The 20,001-nt window shown below is 64.4% G+C and carries 18 protein-coding genes, 1 tRNA gene and 1 pseudogene; 11 read left to right on the top strand and 9 right to left on the bottom strand.

From position 1 onward, the window contains the following. Positions 1-47: 47 nt before the first annotated feature. Entirely contained in the window at positions 48-728 is a 681-nt protein-coding gene (locus ACVMIM_RS24070; protein ID WP_476114956.1) for a hypothetical protein, read from the bottom strand. Between the two features lie 212 nt (positions 729-940). On the opposite strand from ACVMIM_RS24070, the gene ACVMIM_RS24065 reads away from it, so the two are divergent. The 3 genes from ACVMIM_RS24065 to ACVMIM_RS24055 all read left to right on the top strand — a co-directional run bounded on the left by ACVMIM_RS24065 (position 941) and on the right by ACVMIM_RS24055 (position 3,356). Then, positions 941-1,666 (top strand): response regulator, encoded by a 726-nt coding sequence (locus ACVMIM_RS24065; protein WP_476114955.1) that lies wholly within the window; start codon positions 941-943, stop codon positions 1,664-1,666. Further along, complete coding sequence (locus tag ACVMIM_RS24060) at positions 1,663-2,907, top strand: ATP-binding protein (RefSeq protein ID WP_476114954.1); 1,245 nt, start codon at positions 1,663-1,665, stop codon at positions 2,905-2,907. The genes ACVMIM_RS24065 and ACVMIM_RS24060 overlap by 4 nt, the downstream gene beginning before the upstream one ends. Positions 2,908-3,062: 155 nt before the next feature. Then, positions 3,063-3,356, top strand: a complete 294-nt coding sequence (locus tag ACVMIM_RS24055; RefSeq protein WP_278047838.1) for a hypothetical protein — start codon at positions 3,063-3,065, stop codon at positions 3,354-3,356. Positions 3,357-3,455: 99 nt separating this feature from the next. Here ACVMIM_RS24055 and ACVMIM_RS24050 read toward each other — a convergent pair whose 3' ends face one another. The 4 genes and pseudogenes from ACVMIM_RS24050 to phaC all read right to left on the bottom strand — a co-directional run bounded on the left by ACVMIM_RS24050 (position 3,456) and on the right by phaC (position 8,357). Then, a complete protein-coding gene (locus ACVMIM_RS24050; protein WP_476114952.1) occupies positions 3,456-3,707 on the bottom strand; it encodes a hypothetical protein in 252 nt (83 codons plus the stop codon). A 1,095-nt stretch (positions 3,708-4,802) separates the two neighbouring features. Continuing rightward, positions 4,803-4,877 (bottom strand) — tRNA-Glu (locus ACVMIM_RS24045). A 150-nt stretch (positions 4,878-5,027) separates the two neighbouring features. Next, positions 5,028-6,194, bottom strand: a complete 1,167-nt coding sequence (locus tag ACVMIM_RS24040; protein WP_476117343.1) for a YcbK family protein — start codon at positions 6,192-6,194, stop codon at positions 5,028-5,030. 326 nt (positions 6,195-6,520) lie between these two features. Next, positions 6,521-8,357: pseudogene (phaC, locus tag ACVMIM_RS24035) on the bottom strand (class I poly(R)-hydroxyalkanoic acid synthase). Positions 8,358-8,454: 97 nt separating this feature from the next. Between phaC and ACVMIM_RS24030 the strand changes: the two are divergent. The 5 genes from ACVMIM_RS24030 (at position 8,455) to recJ (ending at position 14,573) form a co-directional block, all read left to right on the top strand. Beyond that, positions 8,455-8,862, top strand: coding sequence for a hypothetical protein (locus ACVMIM_RS24030; RefSeq protein ID WP_278047835.1), 408 nt, complete (start codon positions 8,455-8,457; stop codon positions 8,860-8,862). Between the two features lie 47 nt (positions 8,863-8,909). Further along, positions 8,910-10,127, top strand: a complete 1,218-nt coding sequence (locus ACVMIM_RS24025) for an LL-diaminopimelate aminotransferase (RefSeq protein ID WP_041004237.1) — start codon at positions 8,910-8,912, stop codon at positions 10,125-10,127. Between the two features lie 40 nt (positions 10,128-10,167). Then, the gene (locus ACVMIM_RS24020; RefSeq protein ID WP_476114951.1) at positions 10,168-11,481 is read left to right on the top strand and encodes a homoserine dehydrogenase; all 1,314 of its coding nucleotides are present in this window, start codon (positions 10,168-10,170) and stop codon (positions 11,479-11,481) included. 186 nt (positions 11,482-11,667) lie between these two features. Further along, positions 11,668-12,651: a class II fructose-bisphosphatase gene (gene glpX / locus ACVMIM_RS24015; RefSeq protein WP_476114949.1), complete on the top strand. Its 984-nt coding sequence runs from the start codon at positions 11,668-11,670 to the stop codon at positions 12,649-12,651. Positions 12,652-12,788: 137 nt separating this feature from the next. Beyond that, the gene (gene recJ / locus ACVMIM_RS24010) at positions 12,789-14,573 is read left to right on the top strand and encodes a single-stranded-DNA-specific exonuclease RecJ (RefSeq protein WP_476114948.1); all 1,785 of its coding nucleotides are present in this window, start codon (positions 12,789-12,791) and stop codon (positions 14,571-14,573) included. 162 nt (positions 14,574-14,735) lie between these two features. Here the strand turns inward: recJ and ACVMIM_RS24005 are convergent, their stop codons facing one another. The 3 genes from ACVMIM_RS24005 to folE form a co-directional block, all read right to left on the bottom strand. After that, positions 14,736-15,701 (bottom strand): patatin family protein, encoded by a 966-nt coding sequence (locus ACVMIM_RS24005; RefSeq protein WP_476114947.1) that lies wholly within the window; start codon positions 15,699-15,701, stop codon positions 14,736-14,738. An 85-nt stretch (positions 15,702-15,786) separates the two neighbouring features. Beyond that, the gene (gene hisI, locus ACVMIM_RS24000) at positions 15,787-16,245 is read right to left on the bottom strand and encodes a phosphoribosyl-AMP cyclohydrolase (RefSeq protein WP_476114945.1); all 459 of its coding nucleotides are present in this window, start codon (positions 16,243-16,245) and stop codon (positions 15,787-15,789) included. Positions 16,246-16,283: 38 nt separating this feature from the next. Next, entirely contained in the window at positions 16,284-16,916 is a 633-nt protein-coding gene (gene folE, locus ACVMIM_RS23995) for a GTP cyclohydrolase I FolE (protein ID WP_476114944.1), read from the bottom strand. 236 nt (positions 16,917-17,152) lie between these two features. Here folE and ACVMIM_RS23990 point away from each other — a divergent pair, with 236 nt between their 5' ends. Further along, on the top strand, positions 17,153-17,599 hold the full coding sequence (locus tag ACVMIM_RS23990) for an iron-sulfur cluster assembly scaffold protein (RefSeq protein WP_278047832.1): 447 nt from the start codon (positions 17,153-17,155) through the stop codon (positions 17,597-17,599). Between the two features lie 8 nt (positions 17,600-17,607). On the opposite strand, the gene ACVMIM_RS23985 is transcribed toward ACVMIM_RS23990, so the two are convergent. Next, positions 17,608-18,312, bottom strand: coding sequence for a LysR substrate-binding domain-containing protein (locus ACVMIM_RS23985; protein WP_476114943.1), 705 nt, complete (start codon positions 18,310-18,312; stop codon positions 17,608-17,610). 321 nt (positions 18,313-18,633) lie between these two features. Between ACVMIM_RS23985 and yidD the strand changes: the two genes are divergently transcribed. Both yidD and blaOXA read left to right on the top strand, forming a co-directional pair. Continuing rightward, entirely contained in the window at positions 18,634-19,008 is a 375-nt protein-coding gene (gene yidD, locus ACVMIM_RS23980) for a membrane protein insertion efficiency factor YidD (RefSeq protein WP_476114942.1), read from the top strand. A 144-nt stretch (positions 19,009-19,152) separates the two neighbouring features. Then, complete coding sequence (blaOXA, locus tag ACVMIM_RS23975) at positions 19,153-19,965, top strand: class D beta-lactamase (RefSeq protein ID WP_476114941.1); 813 nt, start codon at positions 19,153-19,155, stop codon at positions 19,963-19,965. Positions 19,966-20,001: the final 36 nt, after the last annotated feature.

The following is a 20,001-nucleotide window of genomic DNA, read 5'->3' as shown; positions in this document are numbered from 1 at the left end:
GCCGGCCCTTGAACGGGTGGGTCAGGGGAGCCGGCCGGCGCAGCCGGTCAGAGTTGCTCGCCACTCCGCGATGGGGGTGGAGGGAGCTGTCCGCCGTGATCAGGCAAACTTCCGGGGCCGGCTGCATCCGGCGGATCACCCCATGGACCGGGGGGCGGGCCGTGCGGCCGATCCGCCGAAGCGAGTATTTCGAGCTGCTCGGGCGTCAGCTTGGCCCGCAGCACGGTGATGGCGTCCTTGAGCTTGGCGGCCGAGGCGGCGCGCTTGGTCACCTCGTCGGCCAGCTTTTCCTGGAAGGCGAAGGGATCGCGCTTTGCCTGATCCGGCTTGCCGCCGGCGGCATCGTCCGGCCCGCGGCCGGGCTGGCCGAAATCGGGCCGCGACGGCGGCGCCAGCACCGCCTGCAGCGCGCTGGTGTAGTCGCGCCAGGCGTCGAGCTGTTCGGAGCGGATGCCGATCCGGGTTTCGAGCGCGGCGAGCCGGGCGGCAAGAAATTCCGGCGGCGGACCCACGCGGCGCGGACCGAAGCCCTCGGGGCCGTGCCGCATCGCCCAGCGCTGGCCATGCCACGGCATCGGACCGGGGCCGGTGTCGGGGCCGGGGTCGTCCTGTCGGCCGATTGCCGGCGGCTCGTCCCCGGGTGCTGCGCCAGGTTCTGGTTGCGCGGCGAGCACGGGGTGGATGGCCGCGACCGAGAAGAGGCCAAGCGCCAGAAGTCTGCTTCGCATGACATGATCCTTTCCTGCATGCTTCGGATGCCGGGAGGATAGGAAGCGTCTTTTGCCGTATTGCTTCGGCGCGTTGCCGTAGGTTTCCGGAAAAGGGAGATTTGTTTCCGAATGTTTCCAGCGGCTTTGCGGAAACGTTCCGTTGCAATTTTCCGTGCCGCTCGGCTGCGCCGCTCCCTATAATCACGAACAAACAGGCAAGCGGGCTAAGTATGCAGGCACAATCCCACATCCTTGTCGTCGACGACGACCGCGAGATCAGGACGCTGCTCGGGCGCTATCTCGACGGGCAGGGATTTCGCGTGTCGGTGGCCGCCGACCGGAGCGAATGCGAGCAGAAGCTCGGCTCAGGCCAGTTCGACCTCATCGTGCTCGACGTCATGCTGCCCGACGGCTCCGGTCTCGACATCTGCCGGAGCCTGCGGGACCGCAAGCCGCATATCCCCGTCATCCTACTGACGGCGCTGAAAGAGGATGTCGACCGCATCATCGGGCTGGAGCTCGGCGCCGACGACTATCTCGGCAAGCCGTTCAATCCGCGAGAGCTTTCGGCCCGCATCCGGGCGGTGCTCAGGCGCTCGGCGCCGAACGAAGCCGCGCCGCCCAAGGTTCGCGTCTATCATTTCGCCGGTTACCGGCTGGAGCCTGACACACGCAAGGTGATGGACGCCGACGGCGCCCTGATCGACCTTACCGGCGCCGAGTTCGACCTGCTGCAGGTCTTTCTCGACCGGCCGGGGCGGCTTTTGTCGCGCGACCAGCTCCTCGATCTGACGCAAGGGCGCGAGCGCGAGCCGCTCGACCGCTCCGTCGACGTGCTGATGAGCCGGCTGCGGCGGAAATTCGCCGAGGCGGGCGAGGAGAACCTGTTCAAAACCGTGCGCAATGGCGGCTATCAACTGACCGCGCGCGTGGAGACGGCGGAGACCGGGACATGACCTCGCTGCGCCGGCGGCTGATCGTCCTGCTGGTCGTATCGATCCTCGGCGTCGTCGGGCTCGCCACTTTCGTCGCGGTCAAGGTGCTCGGCGGTCCGTCGCCGGAACTCATCATGGGGCCGCTCGCCCATCAGATTCAGTACATGGTGCAACTGGCTCCCGGCCACGTGCCGAATTCAGGCGATGCGCCCGTCACCGTGAAGGATCGCCCGGCCGACGGCTTCGAGGACCGCAAGCACACAAAGGTGCTGAACGAGATCCTGCACCATGACGGGCTGAATGTTTCGGCCGTGGTCAGCCGCAATGCCGGCAGGCCGGGAATGGTCGCTTCCGTCGAGCTGCCCGACCGTCGCTGGATGATCGTCGACGTGCCCGATTTCGGCCCGCCGCGCGACGTCTGGTACGGGCTGGCGGGCTGGATGGTGCTGATCGTGCTCGGCGCCACCCCGGTGTCGATCTACTTCACCGGCGTGCTGGTGCGGCCGCTCGAAATGCTCGAGGCCGCCGCCAGCAAGATCGGATCGGACGGCGTGCTGGCTACCTTGCCGGAAAAAGGCTCGGCCGAGGTGAGGGCCACCGCCCATGCGCTCAACGAGCTGTCGGCAAGATTGAGGACGGCGATGGAAAGCCGCATGCGGCTGGTCGCCGCCGCCGGCCACGATCTCAGGACCCCGATGACCAGGATGCGGCTCCGTGCCGAGTTCCTCGAGGAGGATCGCGAGAAATGGCTGAGCGACCTCGACGAGCTCGACCGTATCGCCGACAGCGCCATCCGCCTGGTGCGCGAGGAGGTCAACCAGGACGCGGTCGAGCCGGTGGAACTGGACAGGCTGGTTCGCGATATCGAGGTCGAGATGGTCTCGCTCGGCCATGCGGTGACCATCGACCATCTCGATCATGTGTCGATCAAAGCCGGCGCGCTTGGCTTGCGCCGGGCGCTGCGCAACCTGATCGTCAACGCCGCGACGCATGGCAAGAGCTGCACCGTCGCGCTTGCGGGGCGGCGCGGCCGGGCGATCCTCACCATCGCCGATCGCGGCCCCGGCATCCCGCCGGACCTCCTGAACAAGGCCTTCGAGCCGTTCTTCCGGGTCGATCCGGCGCGCACGCAGTTCATTCCGGGCGCGGGGCTTGGGCTTGCGATCGCAAAGGAGATCATCGAACGCTACGGCGGGACGATCACGCTGGAGAATCGGCCCGGGGGAGGGCTGCTGCAGACGGTGGTGTTTGCAACGGCCTGACGTCGCACGATGTTCGTCCTCGGGCACCGGGCGTTTGGCGATAGCCTTCAACTGCTTTTCAAGGCTTCGCTCGCTGCATCGTGACCGTACCGCCGTTGCGGAGCGGCGTCGCCAGATGCGAGTTTGGCGATAGGATGTTTTGCGAGGATGCCACCATGCCCATAGGCAAGATTGCGTTTTGCACGGCAGCGATGATCGTTGCCGCCACAAATTTCGCCGATGCGCGGCCCGACACACGCAAGATGACCTGCGCGCAGACCCAGGCGCTGATTCAGAGCCGGCATGCGGTGGTGCTGACCACGGGGGCGAACACATATGAGCGCTATGTCCGCCAGTTCGGCAATGAGTGCGACGCTCCCTACGTGCCGATGGTCGACTATGTCCCGGCCAGTGACGGCCGGTGCATGGTCTATCGGTGCGAAGAGCCGGCGCCGATGGTTCCGGATTGATCGGCGCTCGGCGTTCTGGGGGAGGCGTTGCCTTTCTAATCGTCAATCCGCGCTGGCTCAAGCAACGGTATGCCGTTCGCCGCGGAGGCGCGCTGCTTCTCACTTGACCTTTTTAATCTCCGGGCCCGTCGGCTGGTCGGTCGCTGGTGCCGGCGTGCAATCCTGCCCCTTGCACTCGAGGGCGGGGTCGTTCCTCGGCGGCAGGCAGTTCTGTCCCTCACAGTGGATGGGCGGCAGTTGTTGCGTCGTGTCGCCGTTCGACTGGACGGGCTGATCCTCGGCGAGGACGGGCTGCAGCCCGGCCAGGCCGGTCATTACCGCGCATAAGAGAGCCGTCCGAAACAGGTCCATTCGAGCCTCCATGGCCGAGACAAAACTCTACACCCTCTGATCGCTGCGAACATCGTCACCCAACAACGCCGTTAATGACGGGTTTCGGCCCGGGGAGCGCGAGGGCCGGATTGGGGACTGTTCTGGGGCAAGTTTGATACGCCCCAGGGAGTGAAGCAGATCGGCGATATCCTCTCCCGACAAGAACACCGAAGCATCGGGGATCGGCTCGATGGCCTGCTAAAACTGGTGAAGAGGCTGCTGGCGGAGCGCTCACACTCGCGCCGACTTTCCTGATTGTCGCGCCGTGTTTAACATATGTGGCATCGGCGCGCCGTGTCATATGCACATATGATCAAGCTCTCGGTCCTGGCGGGTCCGAGATCACCACCTTCTAGCCCGCTGGCCCCGGCCAGCGGGCTTTTTTGTCGGTAGCCGCGGTCAGCCTTTTTCTTGCGGGACCCTTGACGATTTTCGCAGTCAGGGGACTTCGGTCGTAGGTATTATGGGACCGTGGGCCGGGAGTGGAACAAATACTCAAAAGTTCTCTTTTCTATCGAGTGAGAACTCGAGAAGGAGAGAAAGTCATGTCCGACGGACCTACAGTCGTAAACTCCGGCGGTGGCGGAACAGTCGTTGCGGTAATCCTTGGCATAATCGCAATTGTTGTTCTGTTGTTCTTGACGGGAGTGATAAATATAAATGGTAGCGGAGGGAAGGATGTGAACGTGAGCGTCAATACCCCCAAGGTTGAGGCGCCGGCCACACCGTCCATCTCCAAGCCCGCTGCTCCGGCCAAACCCGCCCCGGCGCCTGCTAACGGGGGCTAAATCTGACCGGCCATTACGGGCTCCGGCATTTTGCGCCGGAGCCTGCGGCGTCTGCCCTCTCAGCAATCACCGGATCAGGGACGACGCGGTCACTGGCGCTATCTAAACCACCGCTCGGGCGCTGTGGCGGATTAGACTAGACGTGCGGATTGCGCTGGAGCCCACAGAACCGGCTCAGGTAAGAGACTTCCCGAAGCTGAGCGACGCCAACCTGCGCGCCCGTTCAGCCACGCTGTACGCATTTTGGAAGAAACAAGGCTGGCCCTGGAGCCGCTTCGGTCAAGTCTGGTACGCCCAAGGGGAATCGAACCCCTGTTACCGCCGTGAAAGGGCGGTGTCCTAACCGCTAGACGATGGGCGCGCTCAGACGAAGCGGCTTATAATTGCGTTGTTGGCAACCGGCAACCCATCCCCAGCCACATGCGACAACTTTTTTCACGGCGCCGTGAAACGCGTGGCTTCAGATGAAAAATGCATCGCGCGCGCGAATGTAGCCGAAGGGCAGGCGGGATCAGCCGTCCTCGCCGCCGCCGCGCCGGCGGCACCGCCAGTTCCAGTCGCGCTCGGGGCCGACGTCGACATGGACCGATTCGGTGTGGCAGTAGGTGCCGACGCCGCCGCGGCCGGGCATCGAGCGGACATAGTTCGCCAGTTCCCACTTCGACACGCCGGGCACCTGGATGTCGGCGGCGGCGCAGTACATATGGAGCGAGTTCTTGGCGCCGTTGGCGCGGCGGTTGCGCGAGGGATCGCGGTAACCGGAGGTGACGACCATCTTGCGGCCGAAATGGCCCTCGATCGTCTTCAGCACCCGCACCAGCGACGGCTTGAGGCAGGCGACGTCGACGCTTTCATTCTGCTTCAAAAGGCCGTTGGGCGCGAGCCTTGCCATGCCGGCGGCCGATGCCACCTGATAGCCGCCGCCTTCATCCTCGTTGAGGTCGACGTCGCTCTCGTCGTCGATGCCGGACTTGCGCTTGATCTCGAACAGCGCGGTCTGGCGCACGCCGGGAAGGGCATCGGGGCCGGTGATGTGATAGCTCGGGTCGTCCAGCGAGGCGAGCTGCACTGGCTTTGCGGCCGGCGTCGCGGAGGCCAGCGTCACGATCGGCTTGGCGGGAGCCGGCGCGGCGGTTGTGGTCTTGGCCTGCGCTGCGGATTGGTCGCCGGAGCGTCCGTTGTTGATGAGCGGCGCCGGCGCAGCCGAGGCCGGCGTGGTGCTGAACAGCGAGGCGAACAGGCTCTTCTTCGGCGCGGCGATCTGCGGCTGCGCCGGCTCGCTCGCGGTTACATAGACGCCGTTGCTCATGGCCTGCGTGGTCGCCTGCGCTTTTGAGGCAATTGCTGCGGCATCGCCGGCGGCGACCTGCTCGGCGACCGTTTGCGTCTGTTCCGCCGTTTGCGCCTGTTGAACCAGCGGTTGCGGCGTGCTGCCGGCAATCGCAGTGGAACCGGCCGGCACGGCGACGGCCGGGAAGGCGGCGGCTTGCGGCCGTGTCTCCGGCACATAAGCGACCTTCTCGGGCAAAGGCGTATCGCCCTCGCTCATCACGCTCGATCCGGCTGCGGCGGGCGCCGCGGCCTGGAGCGACGAATCGGCCGCGGTCACGGTCTTGGCGCCGGACGTCGCGCTCATTTCGGTGGCGGTTGAATTGAAAGCGGGCGAAACGACCGACATCGTCGGGTCGCCGGTCGAGGTGCAGGAGGCCAGAACCACGGAGAAAAGCGCTGCCGCGATGCTGCGGCTTTCCCCTCGTGCGAGACGCCAATCTGCTGATTTCAAAATAAATTCCCCCTCGGTATCCGGTCGGTTCGTCATCGCCGCGCCACTCCAGCACCGCGCCGCGATAACCCTCCTGTTCCCAACCGGAAACGGGATCTGTGTCGAATCTGCAAGCCTCGGAATTAAACTTCGTCGGAAGGTGATTTGAGGCCGCCGAACGATTGACGCCACCATTTCGCCCTGTTTTGGCGGTCCGTCAACTCACCAGACATTACAGTCCGTTACACACGCACCTTGACATAGGTGCCCGGCGCATCTCCCAAGGTTTTCATACGCTTGCCGGGTTTGCGGGCGGGTACGCGGATGTTGTCCTGGTTCTCGATCCAGTGCTGCCAGTGGGTCCACCAGGATCCTTGATGCTCGTGCGCGGCGGCAAGCCACGCGTTGAAGTCGCCCACCGGCTTGCCGCCGGTCCAGTACTGGTATTTCTTGGCGGCAGGCGGGTTGACGACGCCGGCGATGTGGCCCGAACCCGCCATCACATATTCGACGTCGCCGCCGAAAAAACGCGATCCCAGGAACACCGAAAGCGCCGGCGCGATGTGGTCCTCTTTCGTGGCCAGGTTGTAGACGGGGATGGTGATGTCGGCCAGCGAAACGGTGCGTCCGGCGAGCTCCATCGTGCCGCGCGAGAGATTGTTCTCGAGATAGCAGTTGCGCAGGTAGAAGGAGTGGTTGGCCGCCGCCATGCGCGTGGAATCGGAATTCCAGTAGAGCAGGTCGAAGGGCAGGGGCTCCTTGCCGCGCATGTAGTTGTTGATGACATAGGGCCAGATCAGGTCGCCCGAGCGTAGCATGTTGAAGGCGGTCGCCATTTTGGTGCCTTCGAGATAGCCCTTTTCGCTCATCGAGCGCTCGACGGCGGCGACCTGGTCCTCGTCGACGAAGACCTTGAGGTCGCCGGCATAGGTGAAGTCGACCTGCGTCGCGAAGAAGGTGGCCGATTTGATGCGGTGGTCGCCTTCCTGCGCCAACAGCGCCAGTGCTGCCGCCAGCAGCGTGCCGCCGACGCAATAGCCGATGGCGTTGACCTCTTTCTCGCCGGTCGCCTTCTCCACCATGTCGAGGCCGAATTGCAGGCCTTCGCGGATATAGGCCTCCCAGCCCTTGGCGCCGTGGCGCTCGTCCGGATTGATCCAGGAGATGACGAAGACGGTGTGGCCCTGCTCGATCGCCCAGCGGATGAAGGATTTCTGCGGGTTGAGGTCGAGGATATAGAATTTATTGATCCATGGCGGGCAGATCAGCAGCGGCCGCTTCAGCACCGTCTCCGTCACCGGATCATATTGGATGATCTCGGCGACGTCGCTGCGGCCGATGACTTTGCCGGGCGTGGTGGCGATGTTCTTGCCGATTTCGAAGGGCGTGTAGTCGGCCCTGGCGCAGCTTCAGGTCGCCGCGGCCGGCGGCGATGTCCTCGGCCAGCATCTTCATGCCGCGCACCAGGTTCTCGCCGTTCGAGGCGACCGTTTCGCGGAACAGCTCCGGATTGGTCAGGATGAAGTTCGACGGCGCGATCGCGTTCGACACCTGCTTGACGTAGAAACTCGCCTTGTGGCGGGTGTGCTCGTCCAGGCCCTCGGCATGCTCGACGAGCTCGCTCGCCCAGCGCGAGGTGACGAGATAGGCCTGCTTGAGGAAGTCGAAGAAGGCGTTGCGGCCCCATTCCGGATCCTGGAAGCGCTTGTCGCCGCGCTCGGGCTGAACCGCGTCCGGAGGCGCCTCGGCGTTGGGATTGACCTTCTGGATGGCGTTCGCCCAGACCGTCATATAGCCGGCGAAGAGCCGCGTCTGCGCTTCGAGCGCGCGCTGCGGATCGCCCAGCCAATATTCCGAGAGCTTGGAGAAGGTCTTGACCATGTCGACCACCGGTTCGGCGACATGATCACGCACCTCGCCCTTTTCGCGCGGCTCGGTCCAGGCGGAAGCCGCCTTGCCGGCCTGCTCGATCATGCGGGCCATGTTCAGGGCGAAACGCTCGGGATCCTTCACCAGATATTGCTCGATGGCCGAAGGTCCGCCATTTTCCGCTTTGTCCGAATCGGGAGCTTTGGACATGGTTCGCGGGGTTCCTCCCGGAGCGTTTTCTTGACATATTACCATGGGACATCTGACCGGGTCCAATTCGCTCTAACCCGGCTGCCAGGAAAACAATATGACGATTGGTGTTGGCGGGACTTTTTTTCTCAGGCCGGGTTCGCTGTGCCGCGTGACGGTTGTGGCGGGGCTGGTTGGCGTGTTGCTGCCCGCCGGCGGCTGCACGAGCACCAGCCACAATAATGCGGCGCCGACGGCCCTGACCGAAGGCCCGAAGGACACCGGCTCCTATCCCAACCTCAACATCCCGCCGCCGGTGGCCGCCAAGCAGCTCACCAAGGAGGAGACCGCGGCGAAGCTCGCCCAGCTCAAGGCCGAGCAGCAGGCGCAGCGCGCCAAGGGCGGCAGCGTCAAGGCGCCGACGAATTCCGCGGCGCTCAAGGCGCTTGCCAAAACACACGGCGACGACACGCTGAAGCAGATCGAGGGCAAATGCGACCCGACCCTCGACCCTAACTGCAATTAGGTTTATATCGCGCGCCGAAAGCGCCCCTTCGATCGTCTGGAACTGAAATGGAAGAATTTCACAAGGTCCGCCGGCTTCCGCCTTACGTGTTCGAGCAGGTCAACCGGCTGAAGGCCAGCGCCCGCTCGCGCGGCGCCGACATCATCGACCTTGGCATGGGCAATCCGGACCTGCCGACGCCGAAGGCCATCGTCGACAAATTATGCGAAGTGGTGCGCGACCCGCGCACGCATCGCTATTCCGCGTCGCGCGGCATTCCGGGCCTGCGCCGCGCCCAGGCGAATTACTACCAGCGCCGCTTCGGCGTGAAGCTCAATCCCGACACGCAAGTGGTCGCTACCCTCGGCTCGAAGGAAGGCTTCGCCAATATGGCGCAGGCGATCACCGCGCCCGGCGACGTGATCCTGTGCCCCAATCCGACCTATCCGATCCATGCCTTCGGCTTCATCATGTCGGGCGGCGTCATCCGCTCGCTGCAGGTCGAGCCCGATGACGGCTTCATCCCGGCGGTGGAGCGCGGCATCCGCCATTCGATCCCGAAGCCGCTGGCGCTGATCCTCAACTATCCGTCGAACCCGACGGCGCTGGTCGCCTCGCTCGATTTCTACAAGGACGTGGTCGCCTTCGCGAAGAAGAACGACATCATCATCCTGTCGGATCTCGCCTATTCGGAAATCTATTTTGACGGCAATCCGCCGCCTTCGGTGCTGCAGGTTCCAGGCGCGATTGATGTCTGCGTCGAGTTCACCTCGATGTCGAAGACCTTTTCCATGCCCGGATGGCGCATGGGCTTCGCGGTCGGCAACGAGCGGCTGATTTCGGCGCTGACGCGCGTGAAATCCTACCTCGACTACGGCGCCTTCACGCCGATCCAGGTGGCGGCGGCGCATGCGCTGAACGGCGACGGCGCCGACATCGAGGAGGTGCGCGAGGTCTACCACAAGCGGCGCGACGTAATGGTCGATTCCTTCAGCCGCGCCGGCTGGGTCATTCCGGCGCCCGCCGCCTCCATGTTCGCCTGGGCGCCGATCCCCGAGCAGTTCCGCCACCTCGGCTCGCTCGAATTCTCCAAGCTGCTCATCGAGCATGCCGATGTCGCGGTGGCGCCGGGCATCGGCTTCGGCGAGCATGGCGACGACTATGTGCGCGTCGCCTTGGTCGAGAACGAGCACCGGATTCGCCAGGCGGCGCGCAACATCAAGAAATTCCTCGCGACCACCGCCAAGCAGCCCAACAATGTGGTGCCGCTAGCCGCCCGTCGCTGAACAGCCGGACATTTATTGAATTTGAGGGGCGTCGCCGGACATGGCTGAAGCGTTGCGTGTTGGAATTGCCGGCCTCGGCACGGTCGGCGCCTCGGTGGCGCGCGTGCTGCGCGATAAGGCGGCCGAGCTCGCCCGCCAGTGCGGCCGCGATATCGTCGTGACGGCCGTTTCGGCGCGTGACCCGAAGCGCGACCGCGGCGTCGATCTCAGCGTCGCGAAATGGTTCGACGATCCGGTCAAGCTCGCCGAAAAAGCGGACATCGATGTCTTCGTCGAGCTGATCGGCGGCGACGAGGGGCCGGCGCGACAGTCGGTGAAGGCGGCGCTCGAGGCGGGCCGCCATGTCGTGACCGCCAACAAGGCGCTGCTTGCCAAGCATGGCGTGGCGCTTGCCGAGATCGCCGAGAAGAAGGGCGTGCTGCTCAATTACGAGGCGGCGGTGGCCGGCGGCATTCCTGTCATCAAGACGATGCGCGAGGCAATGGCCGGCAACGCGGTGACCCGTGTCTTCGGCATTCTCAACGGCACCTGCAACTACATCCTGACGCGCATGGAGGCCGAGGGCATTTCCTTCGACGCCTGCCTGAAGGACGCGCAGCGGCTGGGTTACGCCGAGGCCGATCCGACCTTCGACATCGAAGGCCACGACACGGCGCACAAACTGTCAATCCTGACCAGCCTTGCCTTCGGCACCAGGATCGCCGCCAACGACATTTATATGGAAGGCATCTCCAACATCACGCAGGCCGACATCCGCGCGGCGGCCGATCTCGGCTACCGCATCAAGCTGCTCGGCGTCGCCCAGCGCACCGAGAGCGGCATCGAGCAGCGCGTGCACCCGACCATGGTGCCGACGGCATCGGTCATCGCGCAGGTGCATGGCGTCACCAATGCGGTGGCGATCGAGACCGATATTCTGGGCGAGCTCCTGCTTTCCGGCCCTGGCGCCGGCGGCAACGCCACCGCGTCGGCGGTGATCGGCGACATTGCCGATATCGCCAAGAGCCGGCCCGGCTTCCAGCACGCGCCGGTGTTCGGCTGGCCGGCGAAGGAACTGAAACCCTATAAGAAGGCGGGGATGCGCAGCCATGCCGGCGGCTATTTCATACGGCTGACGGTGCATGACCGGACCGGCGTGTTCGCGGCCATCGCCAAGCGCATGGCCGACAACGACATCTCGCTGGAATCGATCGTTCAGCAAGCCACCAGCGCGGAAACCCAGGAACAGAAGACAGTGATCCTCGTCACGCACGAGACGACGGAAGCGGCGGTGCGCAAGGCTGTGGAAGGCATCACCAAGGACGGTCATCTGACCGACAAGCCGCAGGTGATCCGCATCGAGCGGGCGGAATAAGTCCAGTCCAATTCCGCCTTCAATCGATTGATTTCGCTGTCATTTCGAAAAATGACTGGGCCAAGTCTTGCCGTTGTCATGGAGCTTTGCCAGAAGAAGCCCGCCTCTGGCGGGAGGCGGAGCAATTCCGGTGCTCAACCGTTCTGGGATTGCTCGACGCAAACAGACAACGAGGAACGCCCATCCATGAACATCGCCCAGAACATCGCCGCCGGTCTCGACCGGATCCTTACGATGGAAGTCGTGCGCGTGACCGAACGGGCCGCCGTCGCAGCCGCAAGGCTGCGCGGGCGCGGCGATGAGAAGGCCGCCGACCAGGTGGCGGTGGATGCCATGCGCCAGGAACTCAACCGGCTGGCCATCAAGGGCACGGTGGTGATCGGCGAGGGCGAGCGCGACGAGGCGCCGATGCTCTATATCGGCGAGGAGGTCGGCACCGGCAAAGGTCCGGCCGTCGACATCGCGCTCGATCCGCTCGAGGGCACGACGATCTGCGCCAAGAATCTGCCCAACGCGCTTGCCGTCATCGCGATTGCGGAAAAGGGCAGCCTGCTGTTCGCGCCCGACGTCTATATGGACAAGATAGCCATCGGTCCCGGCTACCCGGAAGGCCTGATCGATATCGACGCCTCGCCGGCGGAAAACCTCGCCAATCTGGCCAAGGCCAAGGGCGCGGCGGTTACCGACATCACAGCCTGCATCCTCGACCGGCCGCGTCATGCCAAGCTGATCGACGCCGTGCGCGCCACGGGCGCCGCGATCCGGCTGATCGGCGACGGCGATGTCGCCGGCGTCATCCACACCACCGATCCGGACGAGACCGGCATCGACATCTATCTCGGCACCGGCGGCGCGCCGGAGGGCGTGCTGGCGGCGGCTGCGCTGCGCTGCACCGGCGGGCAGATGCAGGGCCGGCTGATCCTCGACACGCCGGAGAAGGCAGCGCGGGCGGAGAAGATGGGCATTTCCGATCCGAAGCGGATCTACCGCGCCCAGGACATGGCGCGCGGCGACGTGCTCTTCGCGGCGACCGGCGTCACCGACGGCAATTTGCTCGACGGCGTGAAGTTTGGCCGCACCTTCGTCACCACTCACACAATCGTGCTGCGGTCGTCCTCGCGCACGGTGCGCGAGATCAAGGCCCGTCACCAGGATCTGGACAAGTTCTGATTCGCCTGCCCGGGCGCTTTGCCGCAATCCGAGGAAGAACGTTCCACACCTTTCCCCGGATTGCTCGCCGCCCCGCAATTGCTCCGGCCGTCGCATGTTGATATCTGCGCAAGGATGATGTGCAGACGGCGCGTCGCATGACGGGCGAGAAACGGTTCTTCCTCGATGTCAGGCAGTCGGCGACGGGTGTTTCCTGGGAACACCGGCTGACCGAGCGGCAGGACATGGCCGCGCTCGCGATCGCGCAAGGCCACGGCGTGCCTGATATCGTGGCGCGGGTGCTTGCCGGGCGCGGCGTCAGCGTGGAGCAGACCGGGCGCTTCCTCGATCCGACCATCCGCGAGCTTCTGCCGAATCCGGCATCGCTGACCGATATGGAGAAAGCGGCGGCGAGGCTGGCCGAGGCGATCGTCGCGCGTGAGAAAGTCGCGATCTTCGGCGACTATGACGTCGACGGCGCCGCCTCGTCGGCGCTCCTGAAACGCTTTCTCACGCATTTTTCCGTACCGTCCGAAATCTATATCCCGGACCGCATCTTCGAAGGCTACGGGCCCAATCCGGAAGCGATGCGGGAGCTGATCTCGCGCGGCGCGAAGCTGATCGTCACCGTCGACTGCGGCACCAACAGCGCGACCTCGATCCAGGCGGCCAGGGAAGCCGGCGCCGACGTCGTGGTGCTCGACCATCACCAGGTCGGCGGCCCGCTGCCGCCGGCAGAGGCCGTGGTCAATCCCAATCGAGAGGACGACCTGTCGGGGCAGGGACATTTGTGCGCCGCCGGCGTCGTCTTCCTGTGCCTGGTGCAGACAGCCAAGGTGCTGCGTGAGCGGCTGCCGAATGCCGCGCCGGTCGACCTGCTTTCGCTGCTCGATCTCGTCGCGCTGGCGACGGTCTGCGACGTGGTCCCGCTCACCGGTGTCAACCGCGCCTTCGTCGTCAAGGGACTGCAGGTGCTGCGCCAGCAGAAGAACGAGGGGCTGGCGGCGCTGGCACGTGTCTCGCGCATCGGCGAGCCGATCAACACCTTCCATCTTTCCTTCCTGATCGGGCCGCGCATCAATGCCGGCGGCCGCATCGGCGATGCAGCGCTGGGGAGCCGGCTTTTGGCCACCGACGATCCCGTCGAGGCGGCAAGCATCGCCGAGACGCTGGACCGGCTGAACCAGGAACGGCAGCAGATGGAGCAGGAGATGCTGGCGCAGGCGCGCGCCGAGGCCGATGCCGAGCTTGCCGGCGGCAACGGTCCCGCCATCATCGTCACGGCCAGCAACAGCTGGCATCCGGGCATTGTCGGGCTGATCGCTTCGCGGCTCAAGGATTACGCCCGCCGGCCGGCCTTTGCCATCGCCTTCAATTCGACCGGCATCGGCACCGGCTCCGGCCGTTCGGTGACTGGCTTCGATCTCGGCCGGCTGGTGCGCGAGGCGGCGGCTGCGGGACTGATCGTCAAGGGCGGCGGCCACGCGATGGCCGCCGGCGTCACCGTCGAGCGCGCCAAGCTCGGCGAGTTGCGCGCCTTCTTCGAGGAGCGCGCCGCGGCCGACGTATTCCGGCTGCAGAACGAGGAGAGCCTGGCGATCGACGGCGCTCTAGCCGCCGAAGGCGCCACGATTGCGCTGCTCGACGCGCTGGAGAAAGCCGGACCGTTCGGCGCCGGGCATATCGCGCCGGTGTTCGTGTTGCCGCGGCACCGGTTGACCGATGCGCGCGCGATCGGCACCAATCACATTCGGGCGGACCTGCAGTCGCAAAGCGGCGGCAATATCCAAGCGATCGCTTTTCGTGCCGTCGATACCACGCTCGGCGAATTCCTTTTCAAAAACAGGGGCAGAACCGTGCATGTCGCCGGTTCGCTGTCGGGCAATTACTGGAACGGCAACCGCACGGTGCAGTTTCGCATCAGCGATGCGGCGCTCGCTTAAGGTATGTTGATATTCAGGTGAGCCCGGCCTGCAAATGGCGGCTTCCTGCGCTTCCGGTGCTCACGTACGAAAAGTACGCTCCGCTCCGGTTCTCGGAACCCGCCATTTTCGACTCGGCCTGACCTGAATCTCAACACACCTTAAAGCGGTGCCGTACCGGGGTCACACGAGGACGGATTGCAGCCGGGTCAGTTCGCTGATCTGCGCCTTCGTCGCCTGGTAGCCGATGCTGATCGCCTCGTCGGCGCGGTGGAATTCCGTCAGGCCGATATGGCTAAGCTTCGGCTGCAGCGACATATCCGGCGGATCGCCGGCCAGCCTGGCGCGCGAGATCCGGTCCTGAATGATGTTGAAGGCCTCGACCATGACGCCGGTGATGCCCAGGCGTGTCTGATGTGACTGGGTATTGACCTGGCCGGGGCGAGGCGCGTCGTTCTCGACGAGCAGCTCGCCGGCGCTGTGCTTGATGACAGCCGCACGCCCGAACAGGTCGTAATGCAGGTTGACCGCCACGACGAGCGGCTGCTCATAGGCGCGGCAGACGGAGACCGGCACCGGATTGACCAGCGCGCCGTCGACCAGCACGCGGCCGTTGCACGCCACCGGCTCGAAGACGCCCGGCAGCGCATAGGAGGCGCGCATGGCGGTGACGAGCAAGCCGCTCGACAGCCAGATTTCATGGCCGGTGCGGATTTCGGACGCGACGGCGACGAAGGGTTTCGACAGGTCCTCGAAGCGGGCGCCGTCGAGGTGCTCGCGCAGGCGCTGGTCGAGCTTCATGCCGCCGAACAGGCCGCTGCCGCGCAGATTGAGGTCGAGAAGGCCGAAGATGCGCCGCTTGGTCAGACTCCTGGCGAATTCCTCCAACTCATCCAGCTTGCCGGCCAGGTAGCAGCCGCCCACCAGGGCCCCAACCGAGGTGCCGGCGATCATCGATACTTCGATGCCGGCCTCGTCAAGCGCGCGCAGCACGCCGATATGGGCCCAGCCGCGGGCGCAGCCGCCGCCAAGCGCCAGCGAGATGCCTGCTTTCCTGCCTTGCTTCGGATCGGGCACGCCGCCGGACGATGCGGGGCCGTTGGCCTCCCGAACGTCAGGTTTGCTGCGCAATGACGCCCATTCGAGCATCACGATCTCCCCTTGTCCCATATCCCTTCTACCGCAAGGATATTTGAGAATAGTGAATCTGAGTGGTTTGTGAATATTGAATGGTTCACACCGGCTTCCGATACGTCTTATCCGCATCGAACAGCGGCCTGCTGCCGTCGTCGGCAAGCGTCGCCTTGCCGTCGTTCAGCCCCACCGTCCGATAAAAACAAGAACGCCGTCCGGTGTGGCAGGTTGCGTCGTGGCCCAACACTTTGACGCGCAACCATATCGCGTCTTGGTCACAATCCGTGCGCATCTCGACGACCTGCTGGAAGTTGCCCGAGGTTTCGCCCTTCTTCCACAATGCGTTGCGCGAGCGCGACCAGTAATGGGCGATGCCGGTCTCCAGCGTCAGCGCCAGCGCTTCGGCATTCATATGCGCGACCATCAACAGCATGCCGTCGGCAGCGTCCGTCACGACGACGGTGACGAGACCCGCGGCATCGAAGCGCGGAGAAAGGAGCGAGCCTTCCTCCAACGCTTTCTTGTCTGACGGAGCTTTTGGAAATCCGACTGCCGACATCGCCGTCCTTATGTGTTTGACCGGCGAGGGCCGGCAAATCAGCCGCCAGAGCGCACCATGGTGACGAAACGGACCTGCTCCTCGGGCGTGTCCTTGAAGACGCCGGTGAAGGTCGAGGTCAGCGTGTTCGAGCCCTGCTTACGGATGCCGCGCATGGCCATGCACATATGCTCGGCCTCGAGCATGACGGCGACGCCGCGCGGGTTGAGCACTTCCTGGATGACGCCGGCGATCTGCGCGGTCATTGCTTCCTGCGTCTGCAGGCGATGCGCGAAGATATCGACGACACGGGCGATCTTCGACAGGCCGACGACCTTGCCGTCCGGCAGATAGCCGACATGCGCCTTGCCGATGATCGGCACCATATGGTGCTCGCAATGCGAATGGAACTTTATGTCCTTGACGATGACGAGGTCGTCATAGCCGGCCACTTCCTCGAAGGTGCGGCCAAGCTCGTCGGCCGGGCACATGTCGTAGCCGTTGAACATTTCGCGGAAGGCCTTGGTGACACGCTTAGGCGTATCGACCAGGCCTTCGCGGTCCGGATTGTCGCCGGTCCAGCGCAACAGTGTTCGCACGGCGGCCTCGACCTCGGCTTCGCTCGGGCGGTCAGTGACGGGCTTCTCCAGATATTCGGAGGGGGGCATGATTTTCTTGATGACGGCATCCATAAAGGCGTCTCCCGTAGTCCCACTCAAAGGTGGGACGAGTTGAACGGACCACGACCTTTTGGGTGAAAATCGCCCATTTCCATCCCGAAAGCGGCGTGAACAGATGAGCAAGGACAACGGCTTCTCATCGCCTTGTCGATGCCCGACTGCCACCATTATATATGGTTACGGCAAAGCGAAAGGAAGACGCGAGAGCGGCAAAGCCTGTTCGCTGGGCGGCGACGGATTGGAAAAATATGATCGACGACGTCTACAATGCGAAAATTCTCGGCTTCGCCGGAAACATCGGACGTATCGGCCGTCTTGATCACCCCGACGCGACCGCCAGGGCGCATTCCAAATTGTGCGGCTCGACCGTCACCGTCGACCTCAAGATGGATGGCGATGTGGTGACCGATTTCGCCCATGACGTGAAGGCCTGCGCGCTCGGCCAAGCCTCATCCTCGATCATGGCCCGGCACGTGGTCGGCGCCAGCGCCGACGAATTGCGCGCCGTGCGCGAAACCATGCTGAAGATGCTGAAGGAGAACGGCGCGCCGCCTGAAGGCCGCTTCGCCGACCTCAAATATCTGGAACCGGTGCGCGACTATAAAGCTCGCCATGCCTCGACGATGCTGACCTTCGATGCGGTGGTCGATGCGATCGGCCAGATCGAGAAGAAGCGCGCCGATCAAGCAGCCTGAGATAGGGCTTAGGCCGCTCCCCTGGTCACGGCGAATTCGCTTCGGATCCAGTCGGCGAATGCTTTGGCCGGTTCCGGCAGATCTGACAAGCTCCTGGCCACCAGCCAGTAGGCGCCCGAAGCGACATCGATATCGAACGGCTTGATCAAAGTGCCCGACGCGAGCTCTTCGCCGACCTGCAGGAGGTCGCCGAGCGCCACGCCATGTCCAAGCAGCGGAGCCTGTTTCGAAAGGGAGACATCGGCCAGCATCGGGCCACGGGCGGGAACCGCATCAGCGGGCACGCCGGCTGCCTGGAACCAGCGCGCCCAGCCCTGGCGGTTTTCTTCATGCAGCAGCGTGTAATGGCGAAGGTCGACCGGCTTTTCCAGGGGAGGGCCGGAGGCGAGCAGCGCCGGCGACAGAACCGGTGAATCGACGGTCGAGGCCAAGCGCTCGGCCTCGCTGCGCGGCCAGGAGGTGGCGTGCGCGCTGAAACGCAAGGCGAGCTCGGGCTGATCGCTGCGGAACTCGATCGGCCGCGGATCGACTTCGAGTGACACATCGATGTCGGGCCGCAATTGGCGAAAGCGATTGAGCCGCGGCACCAGCCACACGGCGGCAAGCGATGGCTCGACGCTGACGCGGACCACGGCTTGCGCCGGCGAGCTCAAATGCCGGCCGGCCGTCTCGAAACTCCTGAGCGCCGTCAGCGGCAGCCGGCCACGCTTCATGTCGCATAACCCCAAGTTATTCGAAGCGGAAATTATACTCGTTTGAGAGGGGAGGCCAGCGGCGGTCTAATCCGTCTCAAAGGAGACCTGCCATGATCGAGTTCCTGGCCATTTTCAGCGACATGATACGGATAGCGACCTTTCAATGGCACGGCGAAGTCGCGCGCAGGCGACGTCACCATGACTGTCGCGATCTTTTCCATCACCATCGCCCATGGACCGGCAGCCATCCCGTCCGGCGCTCCGGGCCTTGAGGGCAAAAGCATTGCGTTTCAACGCCGAAGCCCACATCTATCGCGCAGTGAAACAGGCTGCGGAGCGATGGGCGACCATCACAGTCACATGCATGGCGTCCGGCCGGTGCAGCGCGGGCGCAACTGGCCGGGGCCTTGGCGCAAGACGCCCGGGCGCGTGCTCGGCACATCGGTCGTGCGCCTCTATCAGCTGACGCTCTCAGGCTTCGTCGGCAATAGCTGCCGACACCTGCCGACCTGCTCCGAATATGCGCATGAGGCGATCGCCCGCCATGGCCTCTGGGCCGGCGGCTGGATGGGGCTGTTCCGGGTGTTGCGCTGCGGACCGTTCGGAACGCATGGCATCGACCGCGTGCCGGAGACGCTTGCGGCCCGCTATGTCTGGTTCATGCCCTGGCGCTATTGGGGGATCGGCAAAAGGCGCAACGAACCCGAAATCTGACTGCTTCGGCGTTGGCGCGACCCGGATTTTAACGATCCGGTAGGGTTAACGCGAAGCTGCACAAACACTGCGAATTTGAGACAAAATCGAGACAAGTCGCCCCGCTAAGCCGCTCCCGCAATCTCATACCGGAGTGACTTGGTCATGCGCCAGATGGACCGCTATCCCTTCATTTTCGCCATCGTCCTTTTCCTTCTGGCCTGGATGCTGGGCTTGCCGGTGCGGGCGCAATCGGCGCCGCTCAGCGACATCCACTGCACGCTGATCCAGGATGCGCAAAGCGGGGTCACGCTCCACCAGGACGGCGTCTGCGACCAGCGCGTCAGCCCGGCTTCGACGTTCAAGGTGCCGCTCGCGCTGATCGGCTACGATGCCGGCATCCTGAGCGATCAGCACACGCCAAGTTGGGACTACAAGCCGGAATTCAAGGCGGCGAAGCGCGATCAGAAGACCGTCGATCCGACGATCTGGGAGCGCGATTCCATCGTCTGGTATTCGCGCGAGATCACGCGGCGCCTCGGCGCTGAGAAGTTCGCCGGCTACGTGTCGAAATTCGGCTATGGCAACAAGGACGTCTCGGGCGATGCCGGCAAGGACAATGGGCTCACGCAATCCTGGATCAATTCCTCGCTCGAAATATCGCCGGTTGAGCAGACGGCTTTCCTGCGAAAGCTGGTCGCGGGCAAGATGCCAGTGTCGGCGAAGGCGCATGAGATGACCCAGGCGATCCTGCCCACCTTCACGGCAGGAGACTGGACGGTGCAAGGCAAAACGGGCAGCACCAGGCTCGGCCAGGACGGCAAGCGTTCGCTCGGCTGGTTCATCGGCTGGGCGGACAAGGGTGGCCGCCGCATCGTCTTTGCCAGGTTGGTCGTCGATGCAAAGCGTACCGACAAGCCGAAGGGCCTCGCGACGCGGGCGGCTTTCCTGAACGACTTACCTGGCTTCATCAAATAGAAAGGCCTCGCGACTTTACGGCGGCGGAATCTGCCT

This window comes from Mesorhizobium sp. USDA 4413 (assembly GCF_056280365.1).
Note: the sequence above shows the minus strand (reverse complement) of the source record. Positions and strands in the feature narration are given on the sequence as shown.